Annotated in this window: 20 protein-coding genes, 4 tRNA genes and 1 pseudogene; 8 read left to right on the forward strand and 17 right to left on the reverse strand. The window is 69.9% G+C overall.

Annotation, left to right across the window (positions count from 1 at the left end; all coding sequences use genetic code 11):
- Nucleotides 1-59: 59 nt before the first annotated feature.
- The 3 genes from ND748_RS06960 to ND748_RS06970 are packed head-to-tail and all read left to right on the forward strand — an operon-like array spanning nucleotide 60 to nucleotide 2,395.
- Complete coding sequence (locus tag ND748_RS06960) at nucleotides 60-1,169, forward strand: AI-2E family transporter (RefSeq protein ID WP_251744841.1); 1,110 nt, start codon at nucleotides 60-62, stop codon at nucleotides 1,167-1,169.
- Between the two features lie 46 nt (nucleotides 1,170-1,215).
- Complete coding sequence (locus ND748_RS06965; protein WP_251744842.1) at nucleotides 1,216-1,887, forward strand: disulfide bond formation protein DsbA; 672 nt, start codon at nucleotides 1,216-1,218, stop codon at nucleotides 1,885-1,887.
- A gap of 19 nt (nucleotides 1,888-1,906) precedes the next feature.
- Nucleotides 1,907-2,395, forward strand: coding sequence for a ribose-5-phosphate isomerase (locus tag ND748_RS06970; protein ID WP_251744857.1), 489 nt, complete (start codon nucleotides 1,907-1,909; stop codon nucleotides 2,393-2,395).
- A 6-nt stretch (nucleotides 2,396-2,401) separates the two neighbouring features.
- Here ND748_RS06970 and ND748_RS06975 read toward each other — a convergent pair.
- The 9 genes and pseudogenes from ND748_RS06975 to ND748_RS07015 form a co-directional block, all read right to left on the reverse strand.
- Nucleotides 2,402-5,710, reverse strand: a pseudogene (locus ND748_RS06975) (DNA-directed RNA polymerase subunit beta'); the annotation flags it as partial.
- A gap of 105 nt (nucleotides 5,711-5,815) precedes the next feature.
- Entirely contained in the window at nucleotides 5,816-9,241 is a 3,426-nt protein-coding gene (gene rpoB / locus ND748_RS06980) for a DNA-directed RNA polymerase subunit beta (protein WP_251744843.1), read from the reverse strand.
- Nucleotides 9,242-10,213: 972 nt separating this feature from the next.
- Nucleotides 10,214-10,606, reverse strand: a complete 393-nt coding sequence (gene rplL / locus ND748_RS06985) for a 50S ribosomal protein L7/L12 (protein ID WP_044884297.1) — start codon at nucleotides 10,604-10,606, stop codon at nucleotides 10,214-10,216.
- A gap of 173 nt (nucleotides 10,607-10,779) precedes the next feature.
- The gene (rplJ, locus tag ND748_RS06990; protein ID WP_251744844.1) at nucleotides 10,780-11,370 is read right to left on the reverse strand and encodes a 50S ribosomal protein L10; all 591 of its coding nucleotides are present in this window, start codon (nucleotides 11,368-11,370) and stop codon (nucleotides 10,780-10,782) included.
- 462 nt (nucleotides 11,371-11,832) lie between these two features.
- Nucleotides 11,833-12,549 (reverse strand): 50S ribosomal protein L1, encoded by a 717-nt coding sequence (gene rplA, locus ND748_RS06995; protein ID WP_251744845.1) that lies wholly within the window; start codon nucleotides 12,547-12,549, stop codon nucleotides 11,833-11,835.
- Nucleotides 12,550-12,697: 148 nt separating this feature from the next.
- Nucleotides 12,698-13,132, reverse strand: a complete 435-nt coding sequence (rplK, locus tag ND748_RS07000) for a 50S ribosomal protein L11 (protein ID WP_251744846.1) — start codon at nucleotides 13,130-13,132, stop codon at nucleotides 12,698-12,700.
- A 35-nt stretch (nucleotides 13,133-13,167) separates the two neighbouring features.
- Nucleotides 13,168-14,064 carry a transcription termination/antitermination protein NusG gene (gene nusG / locus ND748_RS07005; RefSeq protein WP_251744847.1) on the reverse strand — a complete coding sequence of 299 codons (897 nt, stop codon included), beginning with the start codon at nucleotides 14,062-14,064 and terminating at the stop codon, nucleotides 13,168-13,170.
- Nucleotides 14,065-14,233: 169 nt separating this feature from the next.
- Complete coding sequence (secE, locus tag ND748_RS34520) at nucleotides 14,234-14,503, reverse strand: preprotein translocase subunit SecE (protein WP_251744848.1); 270 nt, start codon at nucleotides 14,501-14,503, stop codon at nucleotides 14,234-14,236.
- Nucleotides 14,504-14,551: 48 nt separating this feature from the next.
- Nucleotides 14,552-14,624, reverse strand: a tRNA-Trp gene (locus ND748_RS07015).
- 418 nt (nucleotides 14,625-15,042) lie between these two features.
- Here ND748_RS07015 and ND748_RS07020 point away from each other — a divergent pair.
- On the forward strand, nucleotides 15,043-16,251 hold the full coding sequence (locus ND748_RS07020) for a pyridoxal phosphate-dependent aminotransferase (RefSeq protein WP_251744849.1): 1,209 nt from the start codon (nucleotides 15,043-15,045) through the stop codon (nucleotides 16,249-16,251).
- A 21-nt stretch (nucleotides 16,252-16,272) separates the two neighbouring features.
- On the opposite strand, the gene ND748_RS07025 is transcribed toward ND748_RS07020, so the two are convergent.
- The 5 genes from ND748_RS07025 to ND748_RS07045 all read right to left on the reverse strand — a co-directional run bounded on the left by ND748_RS07025 (nucleotide 16,273) and on the right by ND748_RS07045 (nucleotide 18,117).
- Entirely contained in the window at nucleotides 16,273-16,701 is a 429-nt protein-coding gene (locus ND748_RS07025; protein ID WP_251744850.1) for a MaoC/PaaZ C-terminal domain-containing protein, read from the reverse strand.
- A 94-nt stretch (nucleotides 16,702-16,795) separates the two neighbouring features.
- Nucleotides 16,796-17,254, reverse strand: coding sequence for a MaoC family dehydratase N-terminal domain-containing protein (locus ND748_RS07030; protein ID WP_251744851.1), 459 nt, complete (start codon nucleotides 17,252-17,254; stop codon nucleotides 16,796-16,798).
- A gap of 350 nt (nucleotides 17,255-17,604) precedes the next feature.
- Nucleotides 17,605-17,736: a 50S ribosomal protein L33 gene (rpmG, locus tag ND748_RS07035; protein WP_070131962.1), complete on the reverse strand. Its 132-nt coding sequence runs from the start codon at nucleotides 17,734-17,736 to the stop codon at nucleotides 17,605-17,607.
- A 130-nt stretch (nucleotides 17,737-17,866) separates the two neighbouring features.
- Nucleotides 17,867-17,940: transfer RNA gene (locus ND748_RS07040), tRNA-Met, on the reverse strand.
- A gap of 101 nt (nucleotides 17,941-18,041) precedes the next feature.
- Nucleotides 18,042-18,117, reverse strand: a tRNA-Thr gene (locus ND748_RS07045).
- Between the two features lie 635 nt (nucleotides 18,118-18,752).
- Between ND748_RS07045 and ND748_RS07050 the strand changes: the two genes are divergently transcribed.
- Both ND748_RS07050 and ND748_RS07055 read left to right on the forward strand, forming a co-directional pair.
- Nucleotides 18,753-20,141, forward strand: a complete 1,389-nt coding sequence (locus ND748_RS07050) for a GH25 family lysozyme (protein WP_374215864.1) — start codon at nucleotides 18,753-18,755, stop codon at nucleotides 20,139-20,141.
- 207 nt (nucleotides 20,142-20,348) lie between these two features.
- Entirely contained in the window at nucleotides 20,349-20,957 is a 609-nt protein-coding gene (locus ND748_RS07055; RefSeq protein ID WP_251744852.1) for a hypothetical protein, read from the forward strand.
- 38 nt (nucleotides 20,958-20,995) lie between these two features.
- On the opposite strand, the gene ND748_RS07060 is transcribed toward ND748_RS07055, so the two are convergent.
- Nucleotides 20,996-21,547: a gamma-glutamylcyclotransferase family protein gene (locus ND748_RS07060; protein WP_251744853.1), complete on the reverse strand. Its 552-nt coding sequence runs from the start codon at nucleotides 21,545-21,547 to the stop codon at nucleotides 20,996-20,998.
- Between the two features lie 344 nt (nucleotides 21,548-21,891).
- On the opposite strand from ND748_RS07060, the gene pyrE reads away from it, so the two are divergent.
- Complete coding sequence (gene pyrE / locus ND748_RS07065) at nucleotides 21,892-22,425, forward strand: orotate phosphoribosyltransferase (RefSeq protein ID WP_251744854.1); 534 nt, start codon at nucleotides 21,892-21,894, stop codon at nucleotides 22,423-22,425.
- Between the two features lie 123 nt (nucleotides 22,426-22,548).
- On the opposite strand, the gene ND748_RS07070 is transcribed toward pyrE, so the two are convergent.
- Nucleotides 22,549-22,630: transfer RNA gene (locus ND748_RS07070), tRNA-Tyr, on the reverse strand.
- A gap of 199 nt (nucleotides 22,631-22,829) precedes the next feature.
- Here ND748_RS07070 and ND748_RS07075 point away from each other — a divergent pair.
- Nucleotides 22,830-23,318 (forward strand): YajQ family cyclic di-GMP-binding protein, encoded by a 489-nt coding sequence (locus tag ND748_RS07075; protein WP_251744855.1) that lies wholly within the window; start codon nucleotides 22,830-22,832, stop codon nucleotides 23,316-23,318.
- A gap of 219 nt (nucleotides 23,319-23,537) precedes the next feature.
- Here ND748_RS07075 and htpX read toward each other — a convergent pair whose 3' ends face one another.
- Nucleotides 23,538-24,410 (reverse strand): zinc metalloprotease HtpX, encoded by an 873-nt coding sequence (htpX, locus tag ND748_RS07080; RefSeq protein WP_251744856.1) that lies wholly within the window; start codon nucleotides 24,408-24,410, stop codon nucleotides 23,538-23,540.
- Between the last annotated feature and the right edge of the window lie 212 nt (nucleotides 24,411-24,622).

Genomic DNA, 24,622 nt, shown 5'->3' on the forward strand with positions numbered 1-24,622 from the left:
GGGGGGGCAGGGTTATTTTTTTATAAGAGACAGCAGGGGGGGGGGGGTCGGACGAGACCGTGTCACCGCCCGCCCGCGACACCGCCGGCCCGGCGCAGTCGCCCGCGGCCCGCGCCGAGGAACACATCCCGGTCTCGCTGCGGGTGTCGGCCGGCTGGTCCTGGCGTCTGATCATCATCGGCGCGGCGGTCTACATCCTGCTGATGGCGATCGGCCGGGTCCGGGTCGTGGTCATCCCGATCATTGCCGGGCTGCTCATCTCCGCGCTCATCCATCCGCTGGCACACCGGTTCCAGCGGTTCGGCCTGCCGCGGCTGGGTGCGGCGTTTGCCGCGCTGTTCGTCTTCTTCGCCGTGCTCGCGGGGGCCGCCGTCGCCGTCGGGTTCAACGCCGCCAACGAGATCCCGACGGTGAGCGACCAGGTCAGCGAGGGCGTCGAGCAGATTCGCGGCTACCTGACCAACGGGCCGTTCCACCTGTCGCAGAGCCAGATCGACAATCTCGTCGACGACATCCGCCGCAACCTGGCGAGCAACCGGGGGCGGCTGGTCTCCGGGGTGATCTCCGGCGCGTCGGTCGCGGCCGAGGTGATCACCGGTCTGCTCGTCGCGCTGTTCTCGACGTTCTTCTTTCTCTACGACGGCGACCGGATCTGGGACTGGATAGTCACCCGCTTTCCCGCGGCAGCGGAGGACCGGGTGCGGGGCGCCGGCCGGGAGGCCTGGCTCACGATCACCGGCTACATCCGGGGCACCGTGTTCGTCGCCGCCGTCGACGCCTTCGGCATCGCGATGGGGCTGGTCGGTGTCGGCGTGCCGCTCGTCGCGCCGCTTGCGCTGCTGACCTTCTTCGGCGGATTCGTACCGATCATCGGGGCGACGGTGGCCGGCGTGGCCGCGGTCCTGGTCACGCTCGTCTCGGGCGGAGTGACCGACGCGCTGATCATTCTGGCCGTCGTGCTGGCCGTGCAGCAGATCGAGGGGCACCTGCTGCAGCCGCTGGTGATGCGCCGCGCCGTCCGGCTGCACCCGCTCGCGATCGTGATCTCGCTGTCCGCCGGCGCCGTGCTGGCCGGCATTCCCGGGGCGATTGCCGCGGTGCCGTTCGTCGCCGTGGTGAACCGGGTGGCCGGATATCTCGCGGCGACCGGGAAGCGTCCACCATCCTGACCGGTTCTAGCTGGGCAAGCGGAACCGTCGATCGAGGAGGCCGTCCATGAGCACCGACACCCTGTCCACCCCGGCGCCCGCACCGGGGGCGGCGGCGGCCGAGGACGATCCCGGCGTGGTGTTCGCCGACCTCTGGTTCGACCCGCTGTGCCCGTGGGCGTGGCTGACGTCGCGTTGGCTGGTGGAGGTCGAGAAGATCCGCCCGGTCCGGGTCCGCTGGCACGTGATGAGCCTCTCCGTGCTCAACGAGGGGCGCGACGACCTGCCCGAGCAGTACCGGGAGCTGCTGGCGAAGGGGTGGGGCCCGGTGCGGATCTGCATCGCCGCCGCCGAGCGGCACGGTGAGGGCGTCCTCGCCGCGCTGTACACGGCGCTGGGCCGCCGCCGGCACGTGGAGAAGGCCGAGTTCGACGAGGCGACCTTCATCGCCGCCCTGACCGAGGCGGGCGCCGATCCCGCGCTCGCGGCCGCGGCGACCTCGACCGAGTGGGACGTGAAGGTGCGGGCCAGCCACGCCGACGGCATCGGCCGCGTCGGTATGGACGTCGGAACCCCGGTCGTCGCGGTCGGCGCGAACGCGTTCTTCGGACCTGTCATCACCCCGGCACCCAAGGGCGAAGACGCTGGCCGGCTGTGGGACGGAGTGCTGCTGGTCGCCGGCACGCCCGGCTTCTTCGAGCTCAAGCGCTCCCGGGATGTAGAACCGATCTTCACGTGATCAGGCATGATGACGCATCATGCGCGTCCATCTAGGTTCTGACCATGCAGGCTTCCACCTGAAGGCGGCGCTCGCCGAGCGCCTGGTGGAGCTGGGCCATGCGCCCGTCGACCATGGTCCCGTCGAGTACGACCCCGACGACGACTACCCGCCGTTCGTCCTGGCGGCGGCGCGGGCCACCGCGGCCGAGCCGGACAGCCTCGGCATCGTCATCGGCGGTTCCGGCAACGGCGAGGCGATCGCGGCGAACAAGGTCGTGGGTGCGCGCGCGGCGCTGGTCTGGAGTGAGCAGACCGCCACGCTGGCCCGTCAGCACAACGACGCGAACGTGCTCAGCCTCGGTGCCCGCATGCACACCGTCTCCGAGGCGCTGGCGTTCGCGGAGGTCTTCCTCAGCACGCCGTTCAGCGGTGAGCAGCGGCACGTGCGCCGGCTGCGCATGCTCTCCGCCTACGAACGGACCGGCGAGGTCCCTTCGACGTCCGGGACGGCGTCCCCGGCGTCCTGACTGGCCGCGTGGTCCGGCGGGGCGGGGGTCGGCGGGCGGGGCGCGGGCGCGGGCCACGACCTGGTTGCCGACCTCGATGCGGTCGCCCTCGCGGACCCGCAGGCGCGAACGCCGCGACACCGGGTAGGCGATCTCCTCGCTGCCGTCGTCCGGCACCACCACGACCTTGAAGGTCTTCTCGGTCTCCTCGATCTTCACCCGACCGGAGACCTCGGTGATGGGCGCCTTGCCCTTCGGGCTGCGCGCCTCGAACAGCTCGACGACACGCGGCAGACCCTGGGTGATGTCGTCACCGGCGACGCCACCGCTGTGGAAGGTACGCATCGTGAGCTGGGTGCCCGGCTCGCCGATGGACTGGGCGGCGACGATCCCGACGGCCTCGCCGACGTCGACCAGCTTGCCGGTGGCCAGCGAACGCCCGTAGCACTGGGCGCACACTCCCATCCGGGACTCGCACGTCAGCGCCGACCGCACCCGGACCGACTCGATCCCGGCCTCGATGATCTGGCCGATCGCCACGTCCCCGGCGTCGGTGCCGGCCGGCACGATGATCTCGCCGTGCTCGTCGACGGCGTCGGAGGCCAGCGTCCGCGCGTACGCCGAGGTCTCGGCGTAGCGGTCGCGCACGAGCACGCCGTCCGCGCCGAGCCGGGCGATCCGGGTGAGGATGCCCCGCTCGGTGCCGCAGTCCTCCTCGCGGACGATGACGTCCTGGCTGACGTCGACGAGCCGGCGGGTCAGGTAGCCGGAGTCGGCGGTGCGCAGGGCGGTGTCGGCGAGACCCTTACGGGCGCCGTGGGTCGAGATGAAGTACTCGAGCACGGTGAGGCCCTCGCGGAAGTTCGCCTTGATCGGCCGCGGGATGATCTCGCCCTTGGGGTTGGAGACCAGGCCACGCATGCCGGCGAGCTGCCGGATCTGCATCATGTTTCCGGCGGCTCCGGAGTTGACCAGCACGTAGACCGGGTTGGTCTGCGGGAAGTTCTTCTCCATCGCCTCGGCGATCTTGTTCGTCGCCTCGGTCCAGATCTGCACGAGCTCGCTGCGGCGCTCCTCGTCGGACAGGAAGCCGCGGTCGAACTGCTTCTGCACCCGGTCGGCGCGCTGCTCGTAGTCGTCGAGGATCTCGGCCTTGTTCGGCGGCGCGACGACGTCCTCGATCGCGACGGTGACGCCGGACCGGGTGGCCCAGTAGAAACCGGCGCTCTTCAGCGCGTCCAGGGTCGCCGCAACCTGGATCTTCGGGTACCGCTCGGCCAGGTCGTTGACGATCGCGGCCTGGGCCTTCTTGTTCAGCTGGGCGTTGATGAAGGGGTAGCCCTCCGGCAGCGCCTCGTTGAGCAGGCAGCGGCCGAACGTGGTCTCCAGGTTGAAGACGTCCCCGGTGACCCAGTCGGCCGGCGGCACCCACTCCGACGGCGGGGTGGTGTCGCGCAGCCGGACGCTGATCCGCGCCTGCAGCCCGATCTCCTTGGCGTCGTAGGCCATCTGCGCCTCGGCGACCGAGGAGAACGCCCGGCCCTCGCCGGTGGCACCCTCGGACAGCGTCGACAGGTGGAACACACCGGTCACCATGTCGAGGCTGGGCATCGCCAGCGGCCGGCCGGACGCCGGCGAGAGGATGTTGTTGCTCGACAGCATCAGGATCCGGGCCTCGGCCTGCGCCTCGGCGGACAGCGGCAGGTGCACCGCCATCTGGTCGCCGTCGAAGTCGGCGTTGAAGGCCGTGCAGACCAGCGGGTGGATCTGGATGGCCTTGCCCTCGACGAGCTGCGGCTCGAAGGCCTGGATGCCGAGGCGGTGCAGGGTCGGCGCCCGGTTGAGCAGCACCGGGTGCTCGGTGATGACCTCCTCGAGCACGTCCCAGACGACCGGGCGGGCGCGCTCCACCATCCGCTTCGCCGACTTGATGTTCTGCGCGTGGTTGAGGTCCACCAGGCGCTTCATCACGAACGGCTTGAACAGCTCCAGCGCCATCTGCTTGGGCAGGCCGCACTGGTGCAGCTTGAGCTGCGGTCCGACGACGATGACCGACCGGCCGGAGTAGTCGACCCGCTTGCCGAGCAGGTTCTGGCGGAACCGGCCCTGCTTGCCCTTGAGCATGTCGGACAGCGACTTCAGCGGACGGTTACCCGGGCCGGTGACCGGCCGGCCGCGGCGGCCGTTGTCGAACAGCGCGTCGACGGCCTCCTGCAGCATCCGCTTCTCGTTGTTGACGATGATCTCGGGCGCGCCGAGGTCGAGCAGCCGCTTGAGCCGGTTGTTCCGGTTGATCACGCGGCGGTACAGGTCGTTGAGGTCGGAGGTGGCGAACCGACCGCCGTCGAGCTGCACCATCGGCCGCAGGTCCGGCGGGATCACCGGAACGCAGTCGAGCACCATCCCCATCGGGGAGTTGCGGGTGTTCAGGAACGCCGAGACGACCTTGAGCCGCTTGAGCGCGCGGGCCTTCTTCTGCCCCTTGCCGCTGCGGATGGTCTCGCGCAGCGACTCGGCCTCCGCGGCCAGGTCGAAGTCGGCGAGCCGGCGCTGCAGCGCCTCGGCGCCCATGCCGCCGTCGAAGTACTGGCCGAACCGGTCGCGCAGCTCGCGGTAGAGCAGCTCGTCCGGCTCCAGGTCCTGGACCTTCATGCCCTTGAAGCGGTCGAAGACGCGGTCCAGATCGTCGATCTTGCGCTGCGCGCGGTCGCGGATCTGGCGCATCTCGCGCTCGGCCGACTCGCGGACCTTGCGCCGCGCGTCGCCCTTGGCGCCCTCGGCCTCAAGCTGCGCGAGGTCGGTCTCGAGCCGCTTCTGCCGGGTCTCGACGTCGGCGTTCTTCTTGTCCTCGAGCTGCTGCTTCTCGACGCCCATCCGGGCCTCGAGGGTGGGCAGGTCGCGGTGCCGCGCGTCGATGTCGACCTTGGTGATCATGTAGGCGGCGAAGTAGATGACCTTCTCGAGGTCCTTCGGCGCCAGGTCCAGCAGGTAGCCGAGCCGGCTCGGGACACCCTTGAAGTACCAGATGTGGGTGACCGGGGCGGCCAGCTCGATGTGCCCCATGCGCTCACGGCGCACCTTGGCGCGGGTGACCTCGACGCCACAGCGCTCGCAGATGATGCCCTTGAACCGGACCCGCTTGTACTTGCCGCAGTAGCACTCCCAGTCCCGGGTCGGACCGAAGATCTTCTCGCAGAAGAGCCCGTCCTTCTCCGGCTTCAGGGTGCGGTAGTTGATCGTCTCCGGCTTCTTGACCTCACCGTGCGACCACTGACGGATGTCGTCCGCGGTGGCAAGACCGATGCGCAGTTCGTCGAAGAAGTTGACGTCCAGCAAGACTGTCGCCTGCTCTCTCTTTCTCGGTCGGGACGCTGGAGTCGGACGGGCCGCCGGGGGTCCGCCGCCGCCTCACGGCGGACGGATCGGGCCCCCGGCGCCCGCTCAGACCTCCTCGACGCTGCTCGGCTCCCGCCGGGACAGGTCGATCCCGAGTTCCTCCGCCGCACGGAAGACGTCCTCGTCGGTGTCACGCATCTCGATCTGCACACCGTCGCTGGAGAGGACCTCGACGTTGAGGCACAGCGACTGCATCTCCTTGATGAGCACCTTGAACGACTCCGGGATGCCGGGCTCCGGAATGTTCTCGCCCTTGACGATTGCCTCGTAGACCTTGACTCGGCCCACGACGTCGTCGGACTTGATGGTCAGCAGCTCCTGCAGGGCGTAGGCGGCGCCGTACGCCTCCAGCGCCCACACCTCCATCTCGCCGAACCGCTGGCCACCGAACTGCGCCTTGCCACCCAGGGGCTGCTGAGTGATCATCGAGTAGGGGCCGGTCGACCGGGCGTGGATCTTGTCGTCGACCAGGTGGAGCAGCTTGAGGATGTAGATGTAGCCGACCGCCACCGGGTAGGGGTACGGCTCTCCGGTGCGGCCGTCGAACAGCGTGGCCTTGCCGGAGGAGCCGATGAGCTGGACCCCGTCCCGGTTCGCCAGGGTGGAGTCGAGCAGACCGGTGATCTCCTCCTCGCGGGCGCCGTCGAAGACCGGGGTCGCGACGTTGGTGCCGGCCGGGGCGGCGTCCGCGCCGATGCCGCGCAGCCGCTCCTTCCACTCCTCGCTACCGGTGTCCACCTGCCAGCCGGTCTTGGCGACCCACCCGAGGTGGGTCTCCAGGATCTGGCCGATGTTCATCCGCCGCGGCACGCCGTGCGGGTTGAGCACGACGTCGACCGGGGTGCCGTCCTCAAGGAAGGGCATGTCCTCAGCCGGCAGGATCTTGGCGATGACACCCTTGTTGCCGTGCCGACCGGCGAGCTTGTCACCGTCGGTGATCTTTCGCTTCTGTGCGACGTACACCCGGACCAGCTCGTTGACGCCGGGCGGCAGCTCGTCGCCGTCCTCGCGGGAGAACACCCGCACGCCGATGACCTTGCCGGACTCGCCGTGCGGCACCTTCAGCGAGGTGTCGCGGACCTCTCGGGCCTTCTCCCCGAAGATCGCCCGCAGCAGCCGCTCCTCGGGGGTCAGCTCGGTCTCGCCCTTCGGGGTGACCTTGCCGACCAGGACGTCGCCGGGCGAGACCTCGGCGCCGATCCGGATGATCCCGCGCTCGTCGAGGTCGGCGAGGACCTCCTCGGCGACGTTGGGGATATCGCGGGTGATCTCCTCGGGACCAAGCTTGGTGTCCCGAGCGTCGACCTCGTGCTCCTCGATGTGGATCGAGGACAGCACGTCGTCCTGCACGAGGCGCTGCGACAGGATGATCGCGTCCTCGTAGTTGTGGCCCTCCCACGGCATGAAGGCGACCAGCAGGTTCTTGCCGAGCGCCATCTCGCCGTTGTCGGTGCACGGGCCGTCCGCGATGACCTGGCCGGCCTCGACCCGGTCACCCTCGAACACGATCGGCTTCTGGTTGATGCAGGTGCCCTGGTTCGACCGGCGGAACTTCGCCAGCCGGTAGGTGCGCCGGGTGCCGTCGTCGTGCATGACGGTGATGTAGTCCGCCGAGAGGTCCTCGACGACGCCGGCCTGGCCGCAGACGACAACGTCGCCGGCGTCCTTGGCCGCGCGGGCCTCCATCCCGGTGCCGACCAGCGGCGCCTCGGAGCGCAGCAGCGGCACCGACTGGCGCTGCATGTTGGAGCCCATCAGCGCGCGGTTGGCGTCGTCGTGCTCGAGGAACGGGATCATCGCCGTGGCCACGGACACCATCTGCCGCGGCGAGACGTCCATGTAGTCGACCTCGTCCGGCGGGATGAACTCGACCTCACCGCCCTTGCGGCGGACCAGGACGCGGTCCTCGGCGAACGCGCCGTCGGGTCGCAGCGGCGTGTTCGCCTGCGCCTTGACGTGCCGGTCCTCCTCGTCCGCGGTCAGGTAGTCGATCTGGTCGGTGACCTGGCCGTTGACGACCTTGCGGTACGGCGTCTCGACGAAGCCGAACGGGTTGACCCGCGCGAACGTCGACAGCGAGCCGATCAGGCCGATGTTCGGGCCTTCCGGCGTCTCGATCGGGCACATCCGGCCGTAGTGGCTGGGGTGCACGTCGCGGACCTCGAAGCCGGCCCGCTCCCGGGACAGACCACCGGGGCCCAGCGCCGACAGACGGCGCTTGTGGGTCAGGCCGGCCAGCGGGTTGGTCTGGTCCATGAACTGCGACAACTGGCTGGTGCCGAAGAACTCCTTGATGGAGGCGACGACCGGCCGGATGTTGATCAGGGTCTGCGGCGTGATCGCCTCGACGTCCTGGGTGGTCATCCGCTCGCGGACGACCCGCTCCATCCGGGCCAGGCCCAGCCGGACCTGGTTCTGGATCAGCTCGCCGACCGTGCGCAGCCGCCGGTTGCCGAAGTGGTCGATGTCGTCGACCTCGTACTCGGACGGGTCCGCGCCGGCGTGCAGCTTGACGACGTACTCAATCGTGCGCACGATGTCATCCTCAGTGAGGACGCCGACGTCGTGAGCGACCTCGAGGGTAAGCTTCTTGTTCACCTTGTAGCGGCCGACCTTCGCCAGGTCGTAACGCTTGGGGTTGAAGAAGAGGTTCTCCAGCAGGGTCTGCGCCGACTCCCGCGTCGGCGGCTCGCCCGGGCGCAGCTTGCGGTAGATGTCGAGCAGCGCGTCGTCCTGGCTGGCCGTGTGGTCCTTCTCCAGGGTGATGCGCATCGACGGGAAGTCGCCGAACCGCTCCAGAATGCGCGCCTCGTCCCAGCCCAGCGCCTTGAGCAGGACCGTCACCGACTGCCGACGCTTGCGATCGATCCGGACCCCGACGGTGTCCCGCTTGTCGATCTCGAACTCGAGCCAGGCCCCGCGCGAGGGGATCACCTTGCAGGAGTACAGGTCCTTGTCCGACGCCTTGTCCAGGCTGCGTTCGAAGTACACCCCAGGCGACCGGACGAGCTGGCTGACCACCACACGCTCGGTCCCGTTGATGACGAAGGTGCCTTTCGGGGTCATGAGCGGGAAGTCGCCCATGAAGACCGTCTGGCTCTTGATCTCACCGGTGGTGTTGTTGGTGAACTCGGCCGTGACGAACAGCGGGGCCGAGAAGGTCATGTCCTTGTCCTTGCACTCCTCCACGGAGTACTTGGGCGGCTCGAACCGGTGGTCCCGGAAGGACAGGGACATGGAGCCGGAGAAGTCCTCGATCGGGGAGATCTCCTCGAAGACCTCCTCCAGACCGGAGGTGATCGGAACATCGTCCCGGCCCGAGTCGATGGCCTCCTGAACCCGCTCCGCCCAGGCGTCACTACCGATCAGCCAATCGAAGGACTGCGTCTGAAGAGCAAGGAGATCCGGGACCTCGAGGGGCTCGATGATCTTAGCGAACGAGATGCGGGAGGAAGAGCGCGAGGCGGCCAAGGTGGTCCTTCCGGGTGGCCTGATCGTCGGGCTGGCGTCGCGGACGTCAAGGATCCGTCGGGGGGTGGTCAGGTGATCAGTGTCTCGCTACGGTTGTCGGGAACAGCGACGGGGGGTGCCCCGCCGGTGAGAGGATGACCGCGAGGCGCATCGGTGCGGTGGCGCCGGGTGTCCCGGCGGCCGGTCGCGCGGTCGGAGTCGGCCCTCGTCCCGCAGCAAGTCCGCCGATCCGGAGTCCGTCGGTCCGCAGAGCCGCAAAGATCCATCGCGGCAGGCGTTCGGCTGACTGCGGGCACGCCAAAGCGCCGTCGCGGCGCATGCGCGCGGCGACGCCGGTGTCCGCTGAGAACAACGGGTCGGTGCACGGGCAAAGGTCTGCTCAGAGTCCTCGGTGTGGCTGCCATACAGCCGTGCCACGCACCAGCACGGCCAACGCGCCTTCACGTCGAACCGGAACCCACCGCGTGCGCGGCTCCGACACCATGGTCGGGACCGCTAGGCGGCGCGTACCGGACCCCCACAGAGAGCCCGACCTCACCGGAGAACCGGTGTCGGCGGAGCCGATGCGACGAAAAGGGCAGCGCAAACTAGCAGTGTAGCCGAAGGGCACACTGCTGGCAAGGGCGTGCGTGGCAGGACCACGCGGGGGGAACGTAGAGCACCGCATCTGCTTCCCGACGAGCGTTCGCGACATGATGGAACTCCGATCTACAGGGGCCGTCAACCCCCTTCGGAAAACGTCACGAACGACCCGACCTGCTCATCCGCTTACGTTGCAGCGTGTCTCGGCGATTCGCCCCGCACAGACGCCGCGTGCCGGGACACCTCGGAGGTGCCCCGGCACGCGGGATGCGCCACGGCCGCGTCGAGCGGCCGCCCCGGCCCGCGGCGGCGTGGAAACGCCGCCCGGACCGGACCCGGAATACGGGCGATGTTGCCTGAGGGTGACCGAGTTGCCGAACGGTGACCGAGTTACTTGACGGTGACCGACGCGCCGGCGCCCTCGAGGGCCGCCTTGGCCTTCTCGGCGGCCTCCTTGGCAACCTTCTCCAGGACGGGCTTGGGCGCCCCGTCGACGAGGTCCTTGGCCTCCTTCAGCCCGAGGCTGGTCAGCGCCCGGACCTCCTTGATGACCTGGATCTTCTTGTCACCGACGGACTCGAGGATGACATCGAACTCGTCCTGCTCCTCGGCGGCCGGAGCCTCGCCGCCCGCACCGCCGGCAGCCGGCGCCGCGGCCACGGCGACGGGCGCCGCGGCGGTCACGCCGAAGGTCTCCTCGAACTGCTTCACGAACTCCGAGAGCTCCAGCAGAGTCAGTTCCTTGAACGCGTCGAGCAGCTCTTCGGTCGACAGCTTCGCCATGATGGCGTTTCCTTCCTCGTCATGGGCGATGATCTTGACCGGCCAAGTGGGCGACCGGTGATCGGGGTGGCTCGTGGGTGGTACCGGCTGGGTGCGGTGACCCGGCCGGCGCGGAGTGCGCCACGGGCGGCGGACGCCGAACCCGGCGAGACGTCATCCCGCGGCGCGCAGACCTACTCCGCGGGGGCCTCGGCGGCCTCGGCAGGCTCGGACGCGGGCGCCTCGACGGCAGCCGGCTCGGCGGCGGACTGGCTTGCCCGCTGCTCGCGCAGCGCCTCGGCCAGCCGGGCAACCTGCGACAGCGGGGCGGCGAACAGGCCAACCGCGCCGGACAGCGAGCCCTTCATCGCGCCGGCGAGCTTCGCCAGCAGAATCTCGCGAGACTCCAGATCCGCAAGCTTGCGGATGTCGTCGGCCGTCATCGCCTTGCCCTCGACGACGCCGCCCTTGACCACGAGGGCCGGGTTGGCGCGGGCGAAGTCGCGCAGGCCCTTGGCCGCCTCGACCGGGTCGCCGGTGACGAAGGCGACGGCGGTCGGGCCGACGAACAGATCGTCGAGCCCGGTGACGCCGGCCTGCTCCGCCGCGATCTTGGTCAGCGTGTTCTTGACCACCGCGTAGCGCGCGCCCTCGCCGAGGGTGCGCCGCAGCTCAGTGAGCTGGCTCACCGTCAGACCGCGGTACTCCGTGAGGACCGCGGCAGTCGCGCCACGGAACTCCTCGGCGATCTCCGCCACCGCGGCGGTCTTCTCAGGTCTCGCCATGGGGCTCCTTCGGGGTGTCGGCCGGTCATCCGTTCAACCCCGGGAGACGACAAACGCCCCGGCGCAGGCGCACGGGGCGTGAAGAGCGACATCGAGCGGGAAGGACGGCGCACCTGCGCCGACCGCCTCGGCAATGCCGCGGTCCTTGGCATCCGTCACCTGCGCGGGCCGCCCGGGGAAGTCGGGCCTTCGGCCGTCGCTATGTCCGGGCGGGATCTCCCCCACCTGGGCGACGACGGCGACCAGCGGTCTTCGGCGTGAAACATGAAACGTGTTCGAACAAAGTGTACGCGACGATCTCGCCTACACGTTCATCGGCCTGCCCGGCCTGCCCGGCATCCCCGCCATCTCCTGCCCTTCCAGCGGGCCGAAACGGACCCGGAGGCCGCTGGAAAGGCGAGGGGGCAGGAAGGCCGGGCAGCAGGCGCAGTACGCGGGGCCCGAGGCCCCGCGACGGCGGCCTCAGGCAGGTACGCCCTCTTCGAGCAGGTTGCGGGTGCGGTTCGGGTCGACCGGGATACCCGGGCCCATGGTGGTCGCGAAGGTGACCTTCTTCAGGTAACGACCCTTCGCCGCCGAGGGCTTCACCCGGACGATCTCGTCCAGGGCGGCGGTGTAGTTCTCGATGAGCTGCGCGTCGCTGAAGTTCGTCTTCCCGATGACGATGTGCAGGTTACCCTGCTTGTCCACCCGGAAGTTGATCTTCCCGCCCTTGATGTCGGCGACGGCCTTGCCGATGTCCAGCGTCACGGTGCCGGTCTTCGGGTTCGGCATCAGCCCGCGGGGGCCGAGGATCCGGGCGATCCGCCCGACCTTGGCCATCTGGTCCGGCGTCGCCACCGTCGCGTCGAAGTCCAGGAAACCCTCCTGGATGCGGGCGACCAGGTCGTCGCTGCCGACGATGTCGGCGCCGGCGGCGGTGGCCTCGGCGGCCTTCTCACCGGCGGCGAAGACGGCGACGCGCGGCGACTTACCGGTGCCGTGCGGCAGGTTGACCGTGCCGCGGACCATCTGGTCGGCCTTGCGCGGGTCGACCCCGAGACGGATCGCGACCTCGACGGTCGCGTCGTACTTCGTGGTCGAGGTCTCCTGCGCGAGCCGGACGGCGTCCAGCGGGCTGTAGAGGTTCTCGAGATCGATCTTTTCGGCGGCGGCCCGGTAGGCCTTGCTGCGCTTCATGCTGTCTCCTCGTGGTGCCGGCGGACGGTCGGGCCCGGCTCCTCGCGGTACGGATCAGATCCGTACCGCGGCGGCTGGCACCGGCTGCCCTCCCACGGCGTCGGTTCGGTGCGGCTTGGTGCGGCGTGGCTTGGTGCGGCGCGGAAGGCTAGTCGCCGACCGTGATCCCCATCGAGCGCGCCGTCCCCGCGATGATCTTCTCGGCCGCCTCGATCGTCGTGGCGTTGAGGTCGGGGAGCTTGGTCTGGGCGATCTCGCGCACCTGGGCCGGGGTCAGCTTGGCGACCTTGTCCCGATGCGGGGTCCCGCTGCCCTTCTCCACGCCCGCGGCCTTGAGGATGAGCCGCGCGGCCGGCGGGGTCTTCGTGACGAAGGTGAACGACCGGTCTTCGTACACAGTGATCTCAACCGGTACGACGTTGCCGACCTGCGACTCCGTCGCCGCGTTGTACTGCTTGCAGAACTCCATGATGTTCACGCCGTGCTGGCCCAGCGCGGGGCCGACCGGCGGCGCCGGCGTGGCCTTGCCGGCGTTGATCTGGAGCTTGATGATCGCGGTGATCTTCTTTTTCTTGGGCGGCATGTGCTCGTCTTCCTACCGGAGTTCCACGGACCGAATCAGATCTTCGCGACCTGATTGAACTGCAGCTCGACGGGCGTCTCCCGACCGAAGATCGAAACCAGCACCTTCAGCCGCTGGGCGTCGAGGTTGATCTCGCTGATGGTCGCCGGAAGCGTGGCGAAGGGGCCGTCCATGACGGTGACCGACTCCCCGACCTCGAACTCCTGGACCCGAACGGTCTCGACCTTCTTCTCCTTCGGCGCCGCCGGGGCGAGGATGGACAGGACTTCCTCGCGCCGCAGCGGTGAGGGCCGGTTGGTGAGCCCCACGAACCCGGTCACCCCCGGCGTGTTGCGGACCGCGGACCAGGACTGGTCCGTCAGGTCCATCCGTACGTAGATGTAACCCGGGTACTTCTTCTGCAGGACGAGCTGCCTCTTGCCGTTCTTGACCACCGGGACCTCCTCGGTGGGCACCTCGATCTGGAAGATGTAGTCCTCCATGTTGAGGCTGGAGATACGGGTCTCGAGGTTGGTCTTGACCTTGTTCTCGTAACCCGCGTACGAGTGCACGACGTACCACTCGCCCGGCGCCTCCTCGATGGCGCGACGCAGGTCGTCCTCATCGTCATCGTCATCGGTGTCGTCGGCCACAGCAACCGGCGCGGCGCTCACGGGCTCGGCGGCCACGACGGGTTCGTCCGCTGCGGAAGGCGCGGCGGGTTCGTCCCCCGTGGCGGGCTCGGAGCCCGAATCGGTCTCGACACCGGCCTCGCTGGTGGCGGCGGCCTCGGCACTCGACTCGTCGGCGTCGTCGGAGTCGGCGTGGGGGTCGTCGAGCTCGGCGCCGGCGTCCGTACTCGCCACCTCGTCGTGCTCGAACGCCGCAAGGAGATCGAGACGGGCGAGGGCCTCCCCCTGCTCGGAGGAGGCGTGCTCGGGCGACTGGGACACGCGGACGTTCCTTCTCTCGTGGACGCTTCTGCTGCTGTGGACTCCGCGGAGCGGGCGCTGCGCGGGCGTGGTGCCGAACGGGCGGCAGCCGACCGACCGGCCTACCGGTCTCGATCACCCGCCCGGACCCGTCCGTCCGTACTGCCCGACCCCGCGGCTGACGGGCCCGTCAGCCGAAGATCGCGAGGACCGCCTTCGTAAGCCCGAAGTCGAGACTAGCCACGAAGGCCGTCACCACGCTGACGAACACGAGCACGACCAGCACGTAGGTGATCAGCTCACTCCGGCCGGGGTAGACGACCTTCCGGAGCTCCGCCATGACCTCGCGGATGAACCGCAGGATCTTGTGGATGAACTGAAGCGGCCGATACCGACGCCGACCCGCGGCACGCGTGGCCCGCTTGGGACGCGGTGCCGCGTCACGGGTATCGGTCGCCACTCAACTCCACCCAACTCCGTCGCCGAACCAGCCAACTGTCGAACAGCGCAGGGGCGACAGGACTCGAACCTGCAACCGCCGGTTTTGGAGACCGGTGCTCTACCAATTGAGCCACGCCCCTTGGACACGCCCGGATCCCCGCGACCGCATCGAACCCACACGCTGCGCTTCTGCACCATAGCGCACAGTCCAGCCTGCGAGCCGGTTACCGGAATGGGTACCCGAGCGGATCGAGCATACCCCTTCATCGCCCCGACTCCGCCGAGCACCGTCCGTGAGCGTCGCCGGCACCGTCCCCAGGACCAGCCGGGCACCGTCCCCAGGACCCGCGGGGCCACTGCCGCAGCGCCCTCCGGACACCGTCCACGGGACCCTCGCGACGCCATCCGCATGACCCTCGCGGCAACGTTCGCTGGACCCTCGATGCACCCGTCCGCAGGACCCGCCCGACGGGGTCCAACGGCCACCCTGCAACCGGTCCGCACGGACGCCGGATCCCGGCCGCCTGCGCACGACGCCCATCCAGACGCCATGGCAGCATGGGCACTATGAGCAGGATCTCAAGCCGCATCGGCGGCATCGCCCCGTCCGCGACGCTGGCCGTCGACGCTACCGCCAAGGCGATGCGCGCCGCGGGCCAGGACGTGGTCGGCTTCGGCGCCGGCGAGCCGGACTTCCCGACTCCGGACCACATCGTCGCCGCCGCGGAGAAGGCATGCCGCGAACCCCGCATGCACCGCTACACCCCGGCGGGTGGTCTGCCGGAGCTGCGGCAGGCCATCGCCGAGAAGACGGCCCGGGACTCCGGCGTCACCGTCTCCTCGAGCCAGGTTCTGGTGACCAACGGCGGCAAGCAGGCCGTCTACGAGGCGTTCGCGACGCTGCTCGACCCCGGTGACGAGGTGCTGTTGCCCGCGCCGTACTGGACGACCTACCCCGAGTCGATCCGCCTTGCCGGCGGTGTGCCGGTCGACGTCGTCACCGGGCCGGAGGCCGGCTACCGGGTGACTGTCGAGCAGCTCGAGGCGGCCCGCACCGAGCGCACCAAGGTGCTGCTGTTCAACTCGCCGTCGAACCCGACCGGCGCCGTGCACACGCCGGAGGAGGTCCGCGAGATCGGTCGTTGGGCCGAACAGGCCGGCATCTGGGTGCTCGCCGACGAGATCTACGAGCATCTCGTCTACGGCGAGGCGCGGTTCGCCTCGATCCTGACGCAGGTGCCGGAGCTCGCCGAGCGCTGCGTCATCGTCAACGGGGTCGCGAAGACCTACGCGATGACGGGTTGGCGGGTCGGCTGGCTGATCGGGCCGACGGACGTCGTCGCCGCGGCGGCGAACCTGCAGTCGCACGCGACCTCCAACGTCGCCAACGTCTCCCAGGCCGCGGCGCTCGCCGCCGTCGCCGGACCCCTCGATGCCGTCGTCACGATGCGCACCGCCTTCGATCGCCGCCGGCTGACGATGCACCGCATGCTCACCGAGACCCCGGGAGTGAGCTGCCCGCTGCCCGAGGGCGCGTTCTACTGCTACCCCTCGTTGCAGGGCGCGCTCGGCCGCAGCCTTCGCGGCCGGACGCCCGCGACCAGCGCCGAGCTGTGCCAGCTCATCCTGGAGGAGGCCGGGGTCGCCATCGTCCCCGGTGAGGCATTCGGTACCCCGGGCTTCGCCCGGCTGTCCTACGCGCTCAGCGACGAGGACCTGGTCAAGGGCGTGAGCCGGCTGTCCGCCCTGCTCAGCGAGGCCGCCTGAGCGACCCCTGGGCCTGGCGGCTCAGCTCAGTCGGACGGTGGCGCGTGCGGCCATCAGCACCTTCTCGCCGCGACACCGGGTGGTGAGAGTCACCACCACCCGGTTGTCGTCGAGCTTCTTCTCCACGACGCCGCGCACCGACACCGCGGCGCCCTCGTCGTCGTCCGGCACCACCACCGGCGCGGAGAACTTCACACCGACCTCGAGGACGGCGCCCGGGTCTCCGACCCAGTCGGTGACCAGCCGGGTGGCGGTCGCCATCGTCAGCATCCCGTGCGCGAGCACGCCGGGCAGGCCCGCGTCCGCCGCGGCCCGATCGCTCCAGTGGATGGCATTGAAGTCCCCGGACGCCCCCGCGTAGCGCACGAGATCGACCCGTCGCAACGGGAACAGCCGTTCCGGCAGCTCGGTGCCGACCTCGACGTCGTCATAGCCGACGGTCGCCGTCATCGTTGTTCTCCCCAGGGTGAGGCACTCCCGACAGGCTTCGGGGGTGCGGCCGGACCGGCAGACCGGTTTTCACCGGGCGCCATGGCACGCGCACTCATGCCCGCGGCGGTGCCGTGCCACGGGAGACCAGGGTGCACGTGCCGACCGCGATCTCCTCGCCACTCGTGGTGTTGTAACGGTAGGTGGTGACGAGCACTTCGTTGCGGCCCACCGCGCGGATGCCGGTCAGCGTCGAGGTGGTGATCAACTCGTCGCCCGCCACCACCGGCCGGCGCAGAGCGAAGCGCTGCTCACCATGCACGACCAGGGCGTAGTCCAGCCCGAGCGCAGGATCATCGGTGGGCAGACCCAGGGCGCCGGGGATCGCGGTGATCAGGAACGTCGGCGGCGCGACGAGGTCGGGGTGGCCGGCGGCCTTGGCGGCATCCACGTCGTGGTAAAGCGGGTTGTCGTCCCCGATCGCCTGGGCGAACTGCCGGATCTGCTCGCGTCCGACCTGGAAGGGGACGGGTGAGACGAAGTTCCGTCCCACGAAGTCCTGGTTCAGCGACATCAAGGCTCCGATCTCAACGTCCGCGGCAGACCCGGATGCCCTGCCACACCGGGCCGCGGCGCGTCGGTCGACGGGCCGGACGGGGCTGCGTCGGGAAGCATCCCACCACGAACCTGATGAGCCGACCCATCGACGGACGGGCCGATGTGTCCTAGGTATCACGCCGGCGCCCCAGCCATCACACCGCCGTCCCCGGGCCTGCGACCAGGGCCGACGCGCCTCGGACGGGCGGACACGCAAACAACCGACCAGGACAGTTCCTGGCCGGTTGTGATCGCGCAATGGCTGGCGGAACCCGAGCATGCGCCGGGCGGACGGCGGCGTGGCCGACGCGGCGACGCCGGGCATCGTCAGCGGGTCTCGCGGTGCTCCGTGTGCTTGCCGCAGTTCGGGCAGAACTTCTTCAGCTCGAGGCGGTCCGGGTCGTTGCGCCGGTTCTTGCGGGTGATGTAGTTCCGGTGCTTACACACCTGGCACGCCATCGTGATCTTCGGGCGAACGTCAGTGGCGGCCACGGCGTGTTGCCTCTTCCTGAGTCGGGTGCTGAACTGATCGGGCGGCGCGGCAGGCCGCAAGCCCCTACAGGGGCTGCGGCACGCCGCTCCCCGATAGTAGCGGTGGCCGGACTTGAACCGGCGACACAGCGATTATGAGCCGCTTGCTCTGCCAGACTGAGCTACACCGCCAGGGTGGTCTCCAGGACACCCGGAGACCCAACCACAAGCCTACCCGGGAGAACCGGCGGAACCGCTCATCCCGGACACGAACCCGCCCGAGGACTGGAACGTGGAGCCCCTTTACGGAATCGAACCGTAGACCTTCTCCTTACCATGGAGACGCTCTGCCGACTGAGCTAAAGGGGCGCGAGGTCGCGGTGCTCAGATTACACGACGCTGAGCGTGGTTGGGGAGGCACCCCCGCCCGCTTCGTCCCCGATCACGACAGAGCCGCCCGGAGCGGCCCATCGGCGCGGCCACTCGCCGCCGGATGCGCGGAACATCCCCATCGCCAGCCTTGCCCCCTGGCACGCCGGCACGCCCGACCCGACGGCCGTTCCGACCGGAAGATGCGCAGATTGCCGACGGGAGCAACTGTCCGTAGCGAATAACTCGGACTCCCCTACCTTTGATAGCTGTAAGCAATTCCCTAAATGCTTAGCGTGTGGCCCACCTGTTGGTGCGCCCCGCCTGGCGCGGCCAGCCGGCTCACGAGCCTCCCCGACCGTCGCCTCCCAAGCATCCGAGGGTTGCCCATGCGTTCCACGCATCGTCCTGGCCGGTATCCGACGACTCGCGGCACCGGCGACGACGCCGGCCCGGTCGGCATCCCGATCCGGCCCGGCACCCCGCTGCCGCCCGGCACGGCGTTCCCCCGACCCGACCGATCCCCCCGACCCGACCGGCCTCCTCGACCCGGCCGACTCCCTCGACCCGACCAGCCCCCTCGACCCGACCGGGCCCCTCGATCTGACCGGGCCCCTCGATCTGACCGACTCCCGGTGGTGACCACCCAGGTCGCTGCCCCGATGCCGCCCCCCGCACCGAGCCCGAGACGGATCGGCGCTTCGGACCCCGTCTCGCCGCTACGGGTGGGCGCTGGCTCCGGCCCCCGCCATCGGGGTGGGTCGGGCCGGTCGGCGCTCGCGATCCCGCTGCCCCGGCGACTGCTCAGCATCGCCGCGCTCACCGCCGCCACGCTGACCATGTCCGGCACCGCCGGCGTGGCCCAGGGGGCGGCCCCCTCGCCGCTGTGGCCGCGGGGGGTAGACGTGGCGTCGTGGCAGCATCCGGGTGGCGGGCCGATCGACTGGAACGCGGCTCGTGCCTCCGGCGTCAGCTTCGTGATCATCAAGGCCACCGAGGGGACGAACTACACCAACCCGTTCTTCGTCGCCGATCGCGACGCCGCTACCAAGGCCGGGCTGGTGGTCGGCGCCTACCACTACGCCCGCCCGGCGCAGCCGCTGTCGACCGCCGTGGACCAGGCTCGGCACTTCATCTCCGTCAGCGGGCTGTCGCGCACGGCCGGCCATCTCGCGCCCGTGCTGGACCTGGAGGACACGGGCGGACTCGACCCCAGGGCACTCGCGGCCTGGACTCGGGCGTTCCTGGAGGAGGTCGAGTCCGCGACGGGACGGGCCCCGATCCTCTACACCTACCGGTCGTTCTGGACCGGGAAGGTGGCGGACACCCGCGATTTCGCCAAGTACCCGTTCTGGTTCGCGATCTACAACGACCAGGCGACCCCCGGCTGGCTGCCCGGCGGCTGGCCGAACTGGGCGCTGTGGCAGTACACCTCCGGCGGCACCGTGCCCGGGATCGCCGGCAACGTGGACATGAACGTGCTGTGCTGCACCTCGACCGCGCTCGCCGCGCAGGCGGACGGCACCCACAGCGAGATCGAGAAGTGGTACGCGGCCGCCGGGCCCACCCAGGCCGCGCTGGGCGCCCCGGTCGGCGTCGAGAATCCCGCGGGCGGCGGGGGCCGTTGGCAGCAGTACGCCAACGGCCTGGTCTTCTGGTCCGTCGCCACCGGAGCGCACGCGCTGTACGGCCCGATCTCGACGAAGTACCTCGGCATCGGTGGGTCGAACAGCTTCCTGCGCCGCCCGGTGAGCGACATCGAGATCGCCAGCGCGCCCGGCGCTCAGCAGGCCCGCTTCCAGGGCGGCTGGATCTACTGGCACCCCCTGACCGGTGCCCACGAGGTCCACGGCCGCATCCTGCAGACCTACCTGTCCCTCGGCGGCACGGCATCCAGCCTCGGCCTGCCCACCACCGACGAGCACTCGGTGCCGGGCGGGCGGGAGAGCGCCTTCCAGCGCGGCCGGCTGCACTGGGACGCCGCCACGAACAAGGTCACGACGCTGCCGGCCGCCCTCGGCTGAAGGGGTGACGTCGAGGCAAGGCGGGTATCGCACCTAAGCGGCGGACGGTAGTTGTCTGACTACCAGATGCACACCGGGCCACATGGTGCCGGTGTCGACCCGCCGCGACCACGAGGTCGCGCCCCACCCTGGCCCGGTGGCCCCCTCAGCGGGGGCATGGCGGTTCACCGGTCGAGCGGGGCGTCGGCGTCGAACGGGGAGGATCAGATGGCAGGAAATCGGGCGGTACGCCCGCTGAGCGGATGGCTCACCTTCGCCGCCGTGATCATGTTCATCGTCGGCTTCCACAACCTGATCTACGGCATCGCGGCCCTGCGCGACTACACGGTGGTGGTGAACAACCTCAACGGCGGCACCAACGTGCTGTACGCCGACGTCAACTTCTGGGGATGGCTGTGGATCGCGGTCGGCATCGTCGAAATGCTGATCGCCTACGGGATCTACATCCGCAACGAGACGGCGCGGTGGGCCGGCATCGTGATCGCGGCGATCAACGCGATCGGCCAGCTCGCCTTCATGGCGGCGTTCCCGGTGTGGTCGGTCGTCATCATCGCGATCGACATCCTGGTGATCTACGCACTGTGCACCTACGACACCGCCCGAACCCGCGGCGGCTACGAGGAGCCGTACCCGGGCGACCGAGCCGGCGTCGGTGCGGCCGCCGGCCGCGACGCGGGCGTCGGCGGCCGTCACCCGGAGACGTCGGGCGTCCAGCCGGGCGCCGGCGGGTTCGCCGAGCGAGGACCGGGAGGCCCGGGAGGCCGGGGCAGGACTGGGCATGGTGACGAAGGGCCCCCGCCCACCGTCACCGGCTGAGCCGGCGGCCGGCCCCGGTCGGCCGAGGTGCGTTTGGCTCAGGGCACCGGCCTGGAGACGCCGAATCGGGGCTCGCACCGGTCAGGCTCAGCGCATCGGTCAGGCTCAGCGCCCACCGGGTCGGGCAGCCGGGCTCGCCAGGCCGCGCACCGCAGGACATAGTCGCCGAGGTGCCCGTCCGCGAACGTGTGGGCGTCCCAGTCCTCGTCGGTCGCCTCGGCGGCGTCCAGCCAGCAATAGGCGTCAGCCTGGCGCCCGTCGGCCAGGACGAGCGGGGCGGCTTCGTAGGCCGAGCCCTCGAAGGCGTCGAACACGGCCCGATCCCACGGATCGAGGCCGACGATCACCCGACCCGCGGCCGGCGCCTCGTCCGCCTCTACCCGGCGTACCAACCCCGGGTAGAGGCGGTCGCGCAGCCGGGCGGCCCGCCAACCGGGGGCCGCGGCGGACTCCATCGGCGGCACTCGGCCGATCAGCGCCGAGACCACCTCAGGAAACATCAGCGTCCCGTAGACGAACAGCAGCGCACCGGGGCCGCCCGCCGGGACCGGCGGGACCGGCGGGCGGCGCTCGGCGGCGGATCGCGACATGGGCTCACCGTAGCGCCGGGGGCGTACCGGACGTCCCGATGCGCCGGGTTCGGCAGCCGCCCGGGACCGCCCCCACGACTGACCCCCACAAAGCAGCCGAACCAGCACCAAGCAACCGAACTCGCACTAAGCCGGCCCGAACCTAGGCGGGGCCGATTGCGGTGCGTTCTGCACGGTCTGAGGGCCGAGGCGGTGCAGAACGCACCGCAATGCCTTGCTGCGTCGCGACCCGCTGCGGTCGGAGGTTGCGCGACGGGGGTTCGCGCGACCACGGGGACCGTTGGACAAGGTTGATCGTCTACGTCCCCGGGTCGCCGGGACCTACTCGTCTAGAGTGCACTGACGTGAGCGACAACGCGGCGCTGGCCGCCCGGGTCCGGGCCGCCTCCCATCTGACCGGCACCTTCCTGCTCCGGTCGGGCCGGACGAGCACCGAGTACTTCGACAAGTACCTGTTCGAGGCCGACCCGGAGCTGCTCGCCGCGATCGTCGACGGCCTGACCGGGCTGGTGCCGCCGGGCACCGAGGTCCTGGCCGGGCTCGAACTCGGCGGCGTACCCCTGGCCACCCTGCTCTCCCAGCGCACCGGCCTGCCCACGCGGTTCGTGCGCAAGAAGGCAAAGGAGTACGGCACCCGGCGGATCGCCGAGGGCGGCGAGGTCACCGGCCGACGCATCGTCCTGGTCGAGGACGTCGTCACCTCCGGCGGCGCCGTGCTCGACGCGACGAAGGTGCTGCGCGACGACGGCGCGGTCGTCGAGGATGTGCTCTGCGTGATCGACCGGGGCGAGGGCGGCCGGGAGCGGCTGGCCGAACTCGGCCTGACCCTGCGCCCGCTGCTGACCCGCGCCGAGCTGGACGCCGCCGCGGCTCACTGAGCGGCAGGCAGGCCACCGGATCAGACGCCCGGGAACCGCCAGGAACCGCCGGCAACGCAACGCAGGCCCCGGAGTGACTCCAGGGCCTGCGTAGCAACATGATCCGGGCCGTAGCCAGGTCGGTGGCAGGTGATGGATTCGAACCATCGTAGGCTGAGCCGACGGTTTTACAGACCGTTCCCTTTGGCCGCTCGGGCAACCTGCCTTCGTAGAGGAGCATACCGGTCCCGCCGGACCACCGGGACGGCGGAGGCGTCCTGCAAGGCTGTCGTCGATCGAATACAACGGCGAGTGGCCGCCCTTCGAGGCGGGTACCGCCCGTGCTGACCACGTACGGTGCCCGACTCGACACCCCTGCTCGACCAGACATCCCCCGCTCCGAACCGAACTGGAGGTCCGCGCACGTGGCAGACCCGTCCTTCGACATCGTCAGCAAAGTCGACGCACAGGAGATAGACAACGCAGTCAACCAGACAGTCAAGGAGATCCGGACCCGCTTCGACTTCCGCGACACGGGCGCGTCGGCCACCCTGTCCGGCGAGTCGATTCTGCTCGTAGCGAACACCGACGAGCGGGTCAAGGCGGTGCTCGACGTCCTGCAGGAGAAGTTCGTCAAGCGCGGCATCTCGCTCAAGGCGCTGTCGTTCGAGGAGCCCAAGCCCTCGGGCAAGGAGTTCCGCCTGTCGGTGACCATCCAGCAGGGCATCTCGGACGACAAGGCCCGGGCGATCGCCAAGAAGATCCGGACGGATGGCCCCAAGGGAGTGCAGGCTCAGGTCCAGGGCGACCAGCTCCGGGTCACCGGGAAGAAGCGGGACGACCTGCAGCGGGTGATCCAGCTGCTGAAGGCCGAGGACTTCGAGGTCCCGCTCCAGTTCGTCAACTACCGCTGAGGCCCGTACCCGGAAACGGCGCACCCCGCCCGATGGGGGGTTTCGGGCGGGGTGCTTGCGACGGAACCTGGGGGGTTCGCTCCGCCGCCGTCATGGCCGTGGAACGACAACGTTCCCGGCTACCGTCCCGCGGTACGCGGTCGACGGTACGAGCCTACTCGGAGTCGTCTACTGTAATACGGCGATGCCACTGCGGACAACACTGCAGTCGGTTGTCCGTCAGCGATACGGATTCATACGCGCGAGCTGTTCCAGGCGGGCGATTCGCTCGTTCATGGGCGGATGGGTCGAGAACAGCCGGCCGACGCCGCCGCCGCGGAACGGATTGGCAATCATCAGCGCGGCCGCGGGACCCAGCTTCGAGTTCTGCGGCAGCGGCCGGGCGGAGGCACCCACCTCCAGCTTGCGCAGCGCGCTGGCCAGCCCCAGCGGGTCGCCGGTGAGCGTCGCGCCCGACTCGTCGGCCTGGTACTCCCGGGAACGGCTGATGGCGAGCTGAATGATCGACGCCGCGACCGGACCGAGAACCATCAGCAGCACCAGCTCGAAGATGCCCGGCCCGTTCTCCTCGTCCCGCCCGCCGAAGATGGCCAGGTACTGGGCCATGTTCGCCAGGTACACGATGACGCTGGCGAGGGCGCCGGCGACCGAGGCGATGAGAATGTCGCGGTTGTACACATGGCTGAGCTCATGGCCGAGGACGCCGCGCAGTTCCCGATCGTCCATCAGCTCCATGATGCCCTCGGTGCAACAGACCGCCGCGTTACGCGGATTGCGGCCGGTGGCGAAGGCGTTGGGTGAGCCGGTCGGGCTCAGGTACAGCCGCGGCATCGGCATGCGGGCATTGCGGGCGAGGTCCCCGACGATGGCGTAGAGCCGCGGCTGTTCGACCTGGGTGACCGGGTATGCCCGCATCGCCCGCAGGGCGATGCGATCCGAGAAGAAGTAGGAGAAGCCGTTCATCGCCAGCGCGAGCACCAGCGCGATGAGCAGCCCACTACGCCCGAACAGGGACCCCACCAGCAGGATGGCTGCGGAGAGCACGCCCAGCAGCAGCGCGGTCTTCAGTCCGTTGAGGTGGCGGTGTGGCATGGCGATCCGATGTCCGTCCTGTCGAGCCGGTACGCGCTGTTCAACGCGGGGACCGCGCACCAACGTTCCCGGCCGCCGCGTGGCCGATGCCTCCCGCGCCCCTCCCCGGCCGCCCGCTTCGTCAGTCGGGGTCCCCGTCGCGTCGTTCGTCCGAGCCGGCCGCGCGCTGCGGTTCCGTGGCCGCACCCGCGCGCAGCCGGTCGGCCGCGGAC

It is taken from the genome of Frankia sp. AiPs1 (assembly GCF_023716945.1).
Lineage (GTDB): Bacteria > Actinomycetota > Actinomycetes > Frankiales > Frankiaceae > Frankia.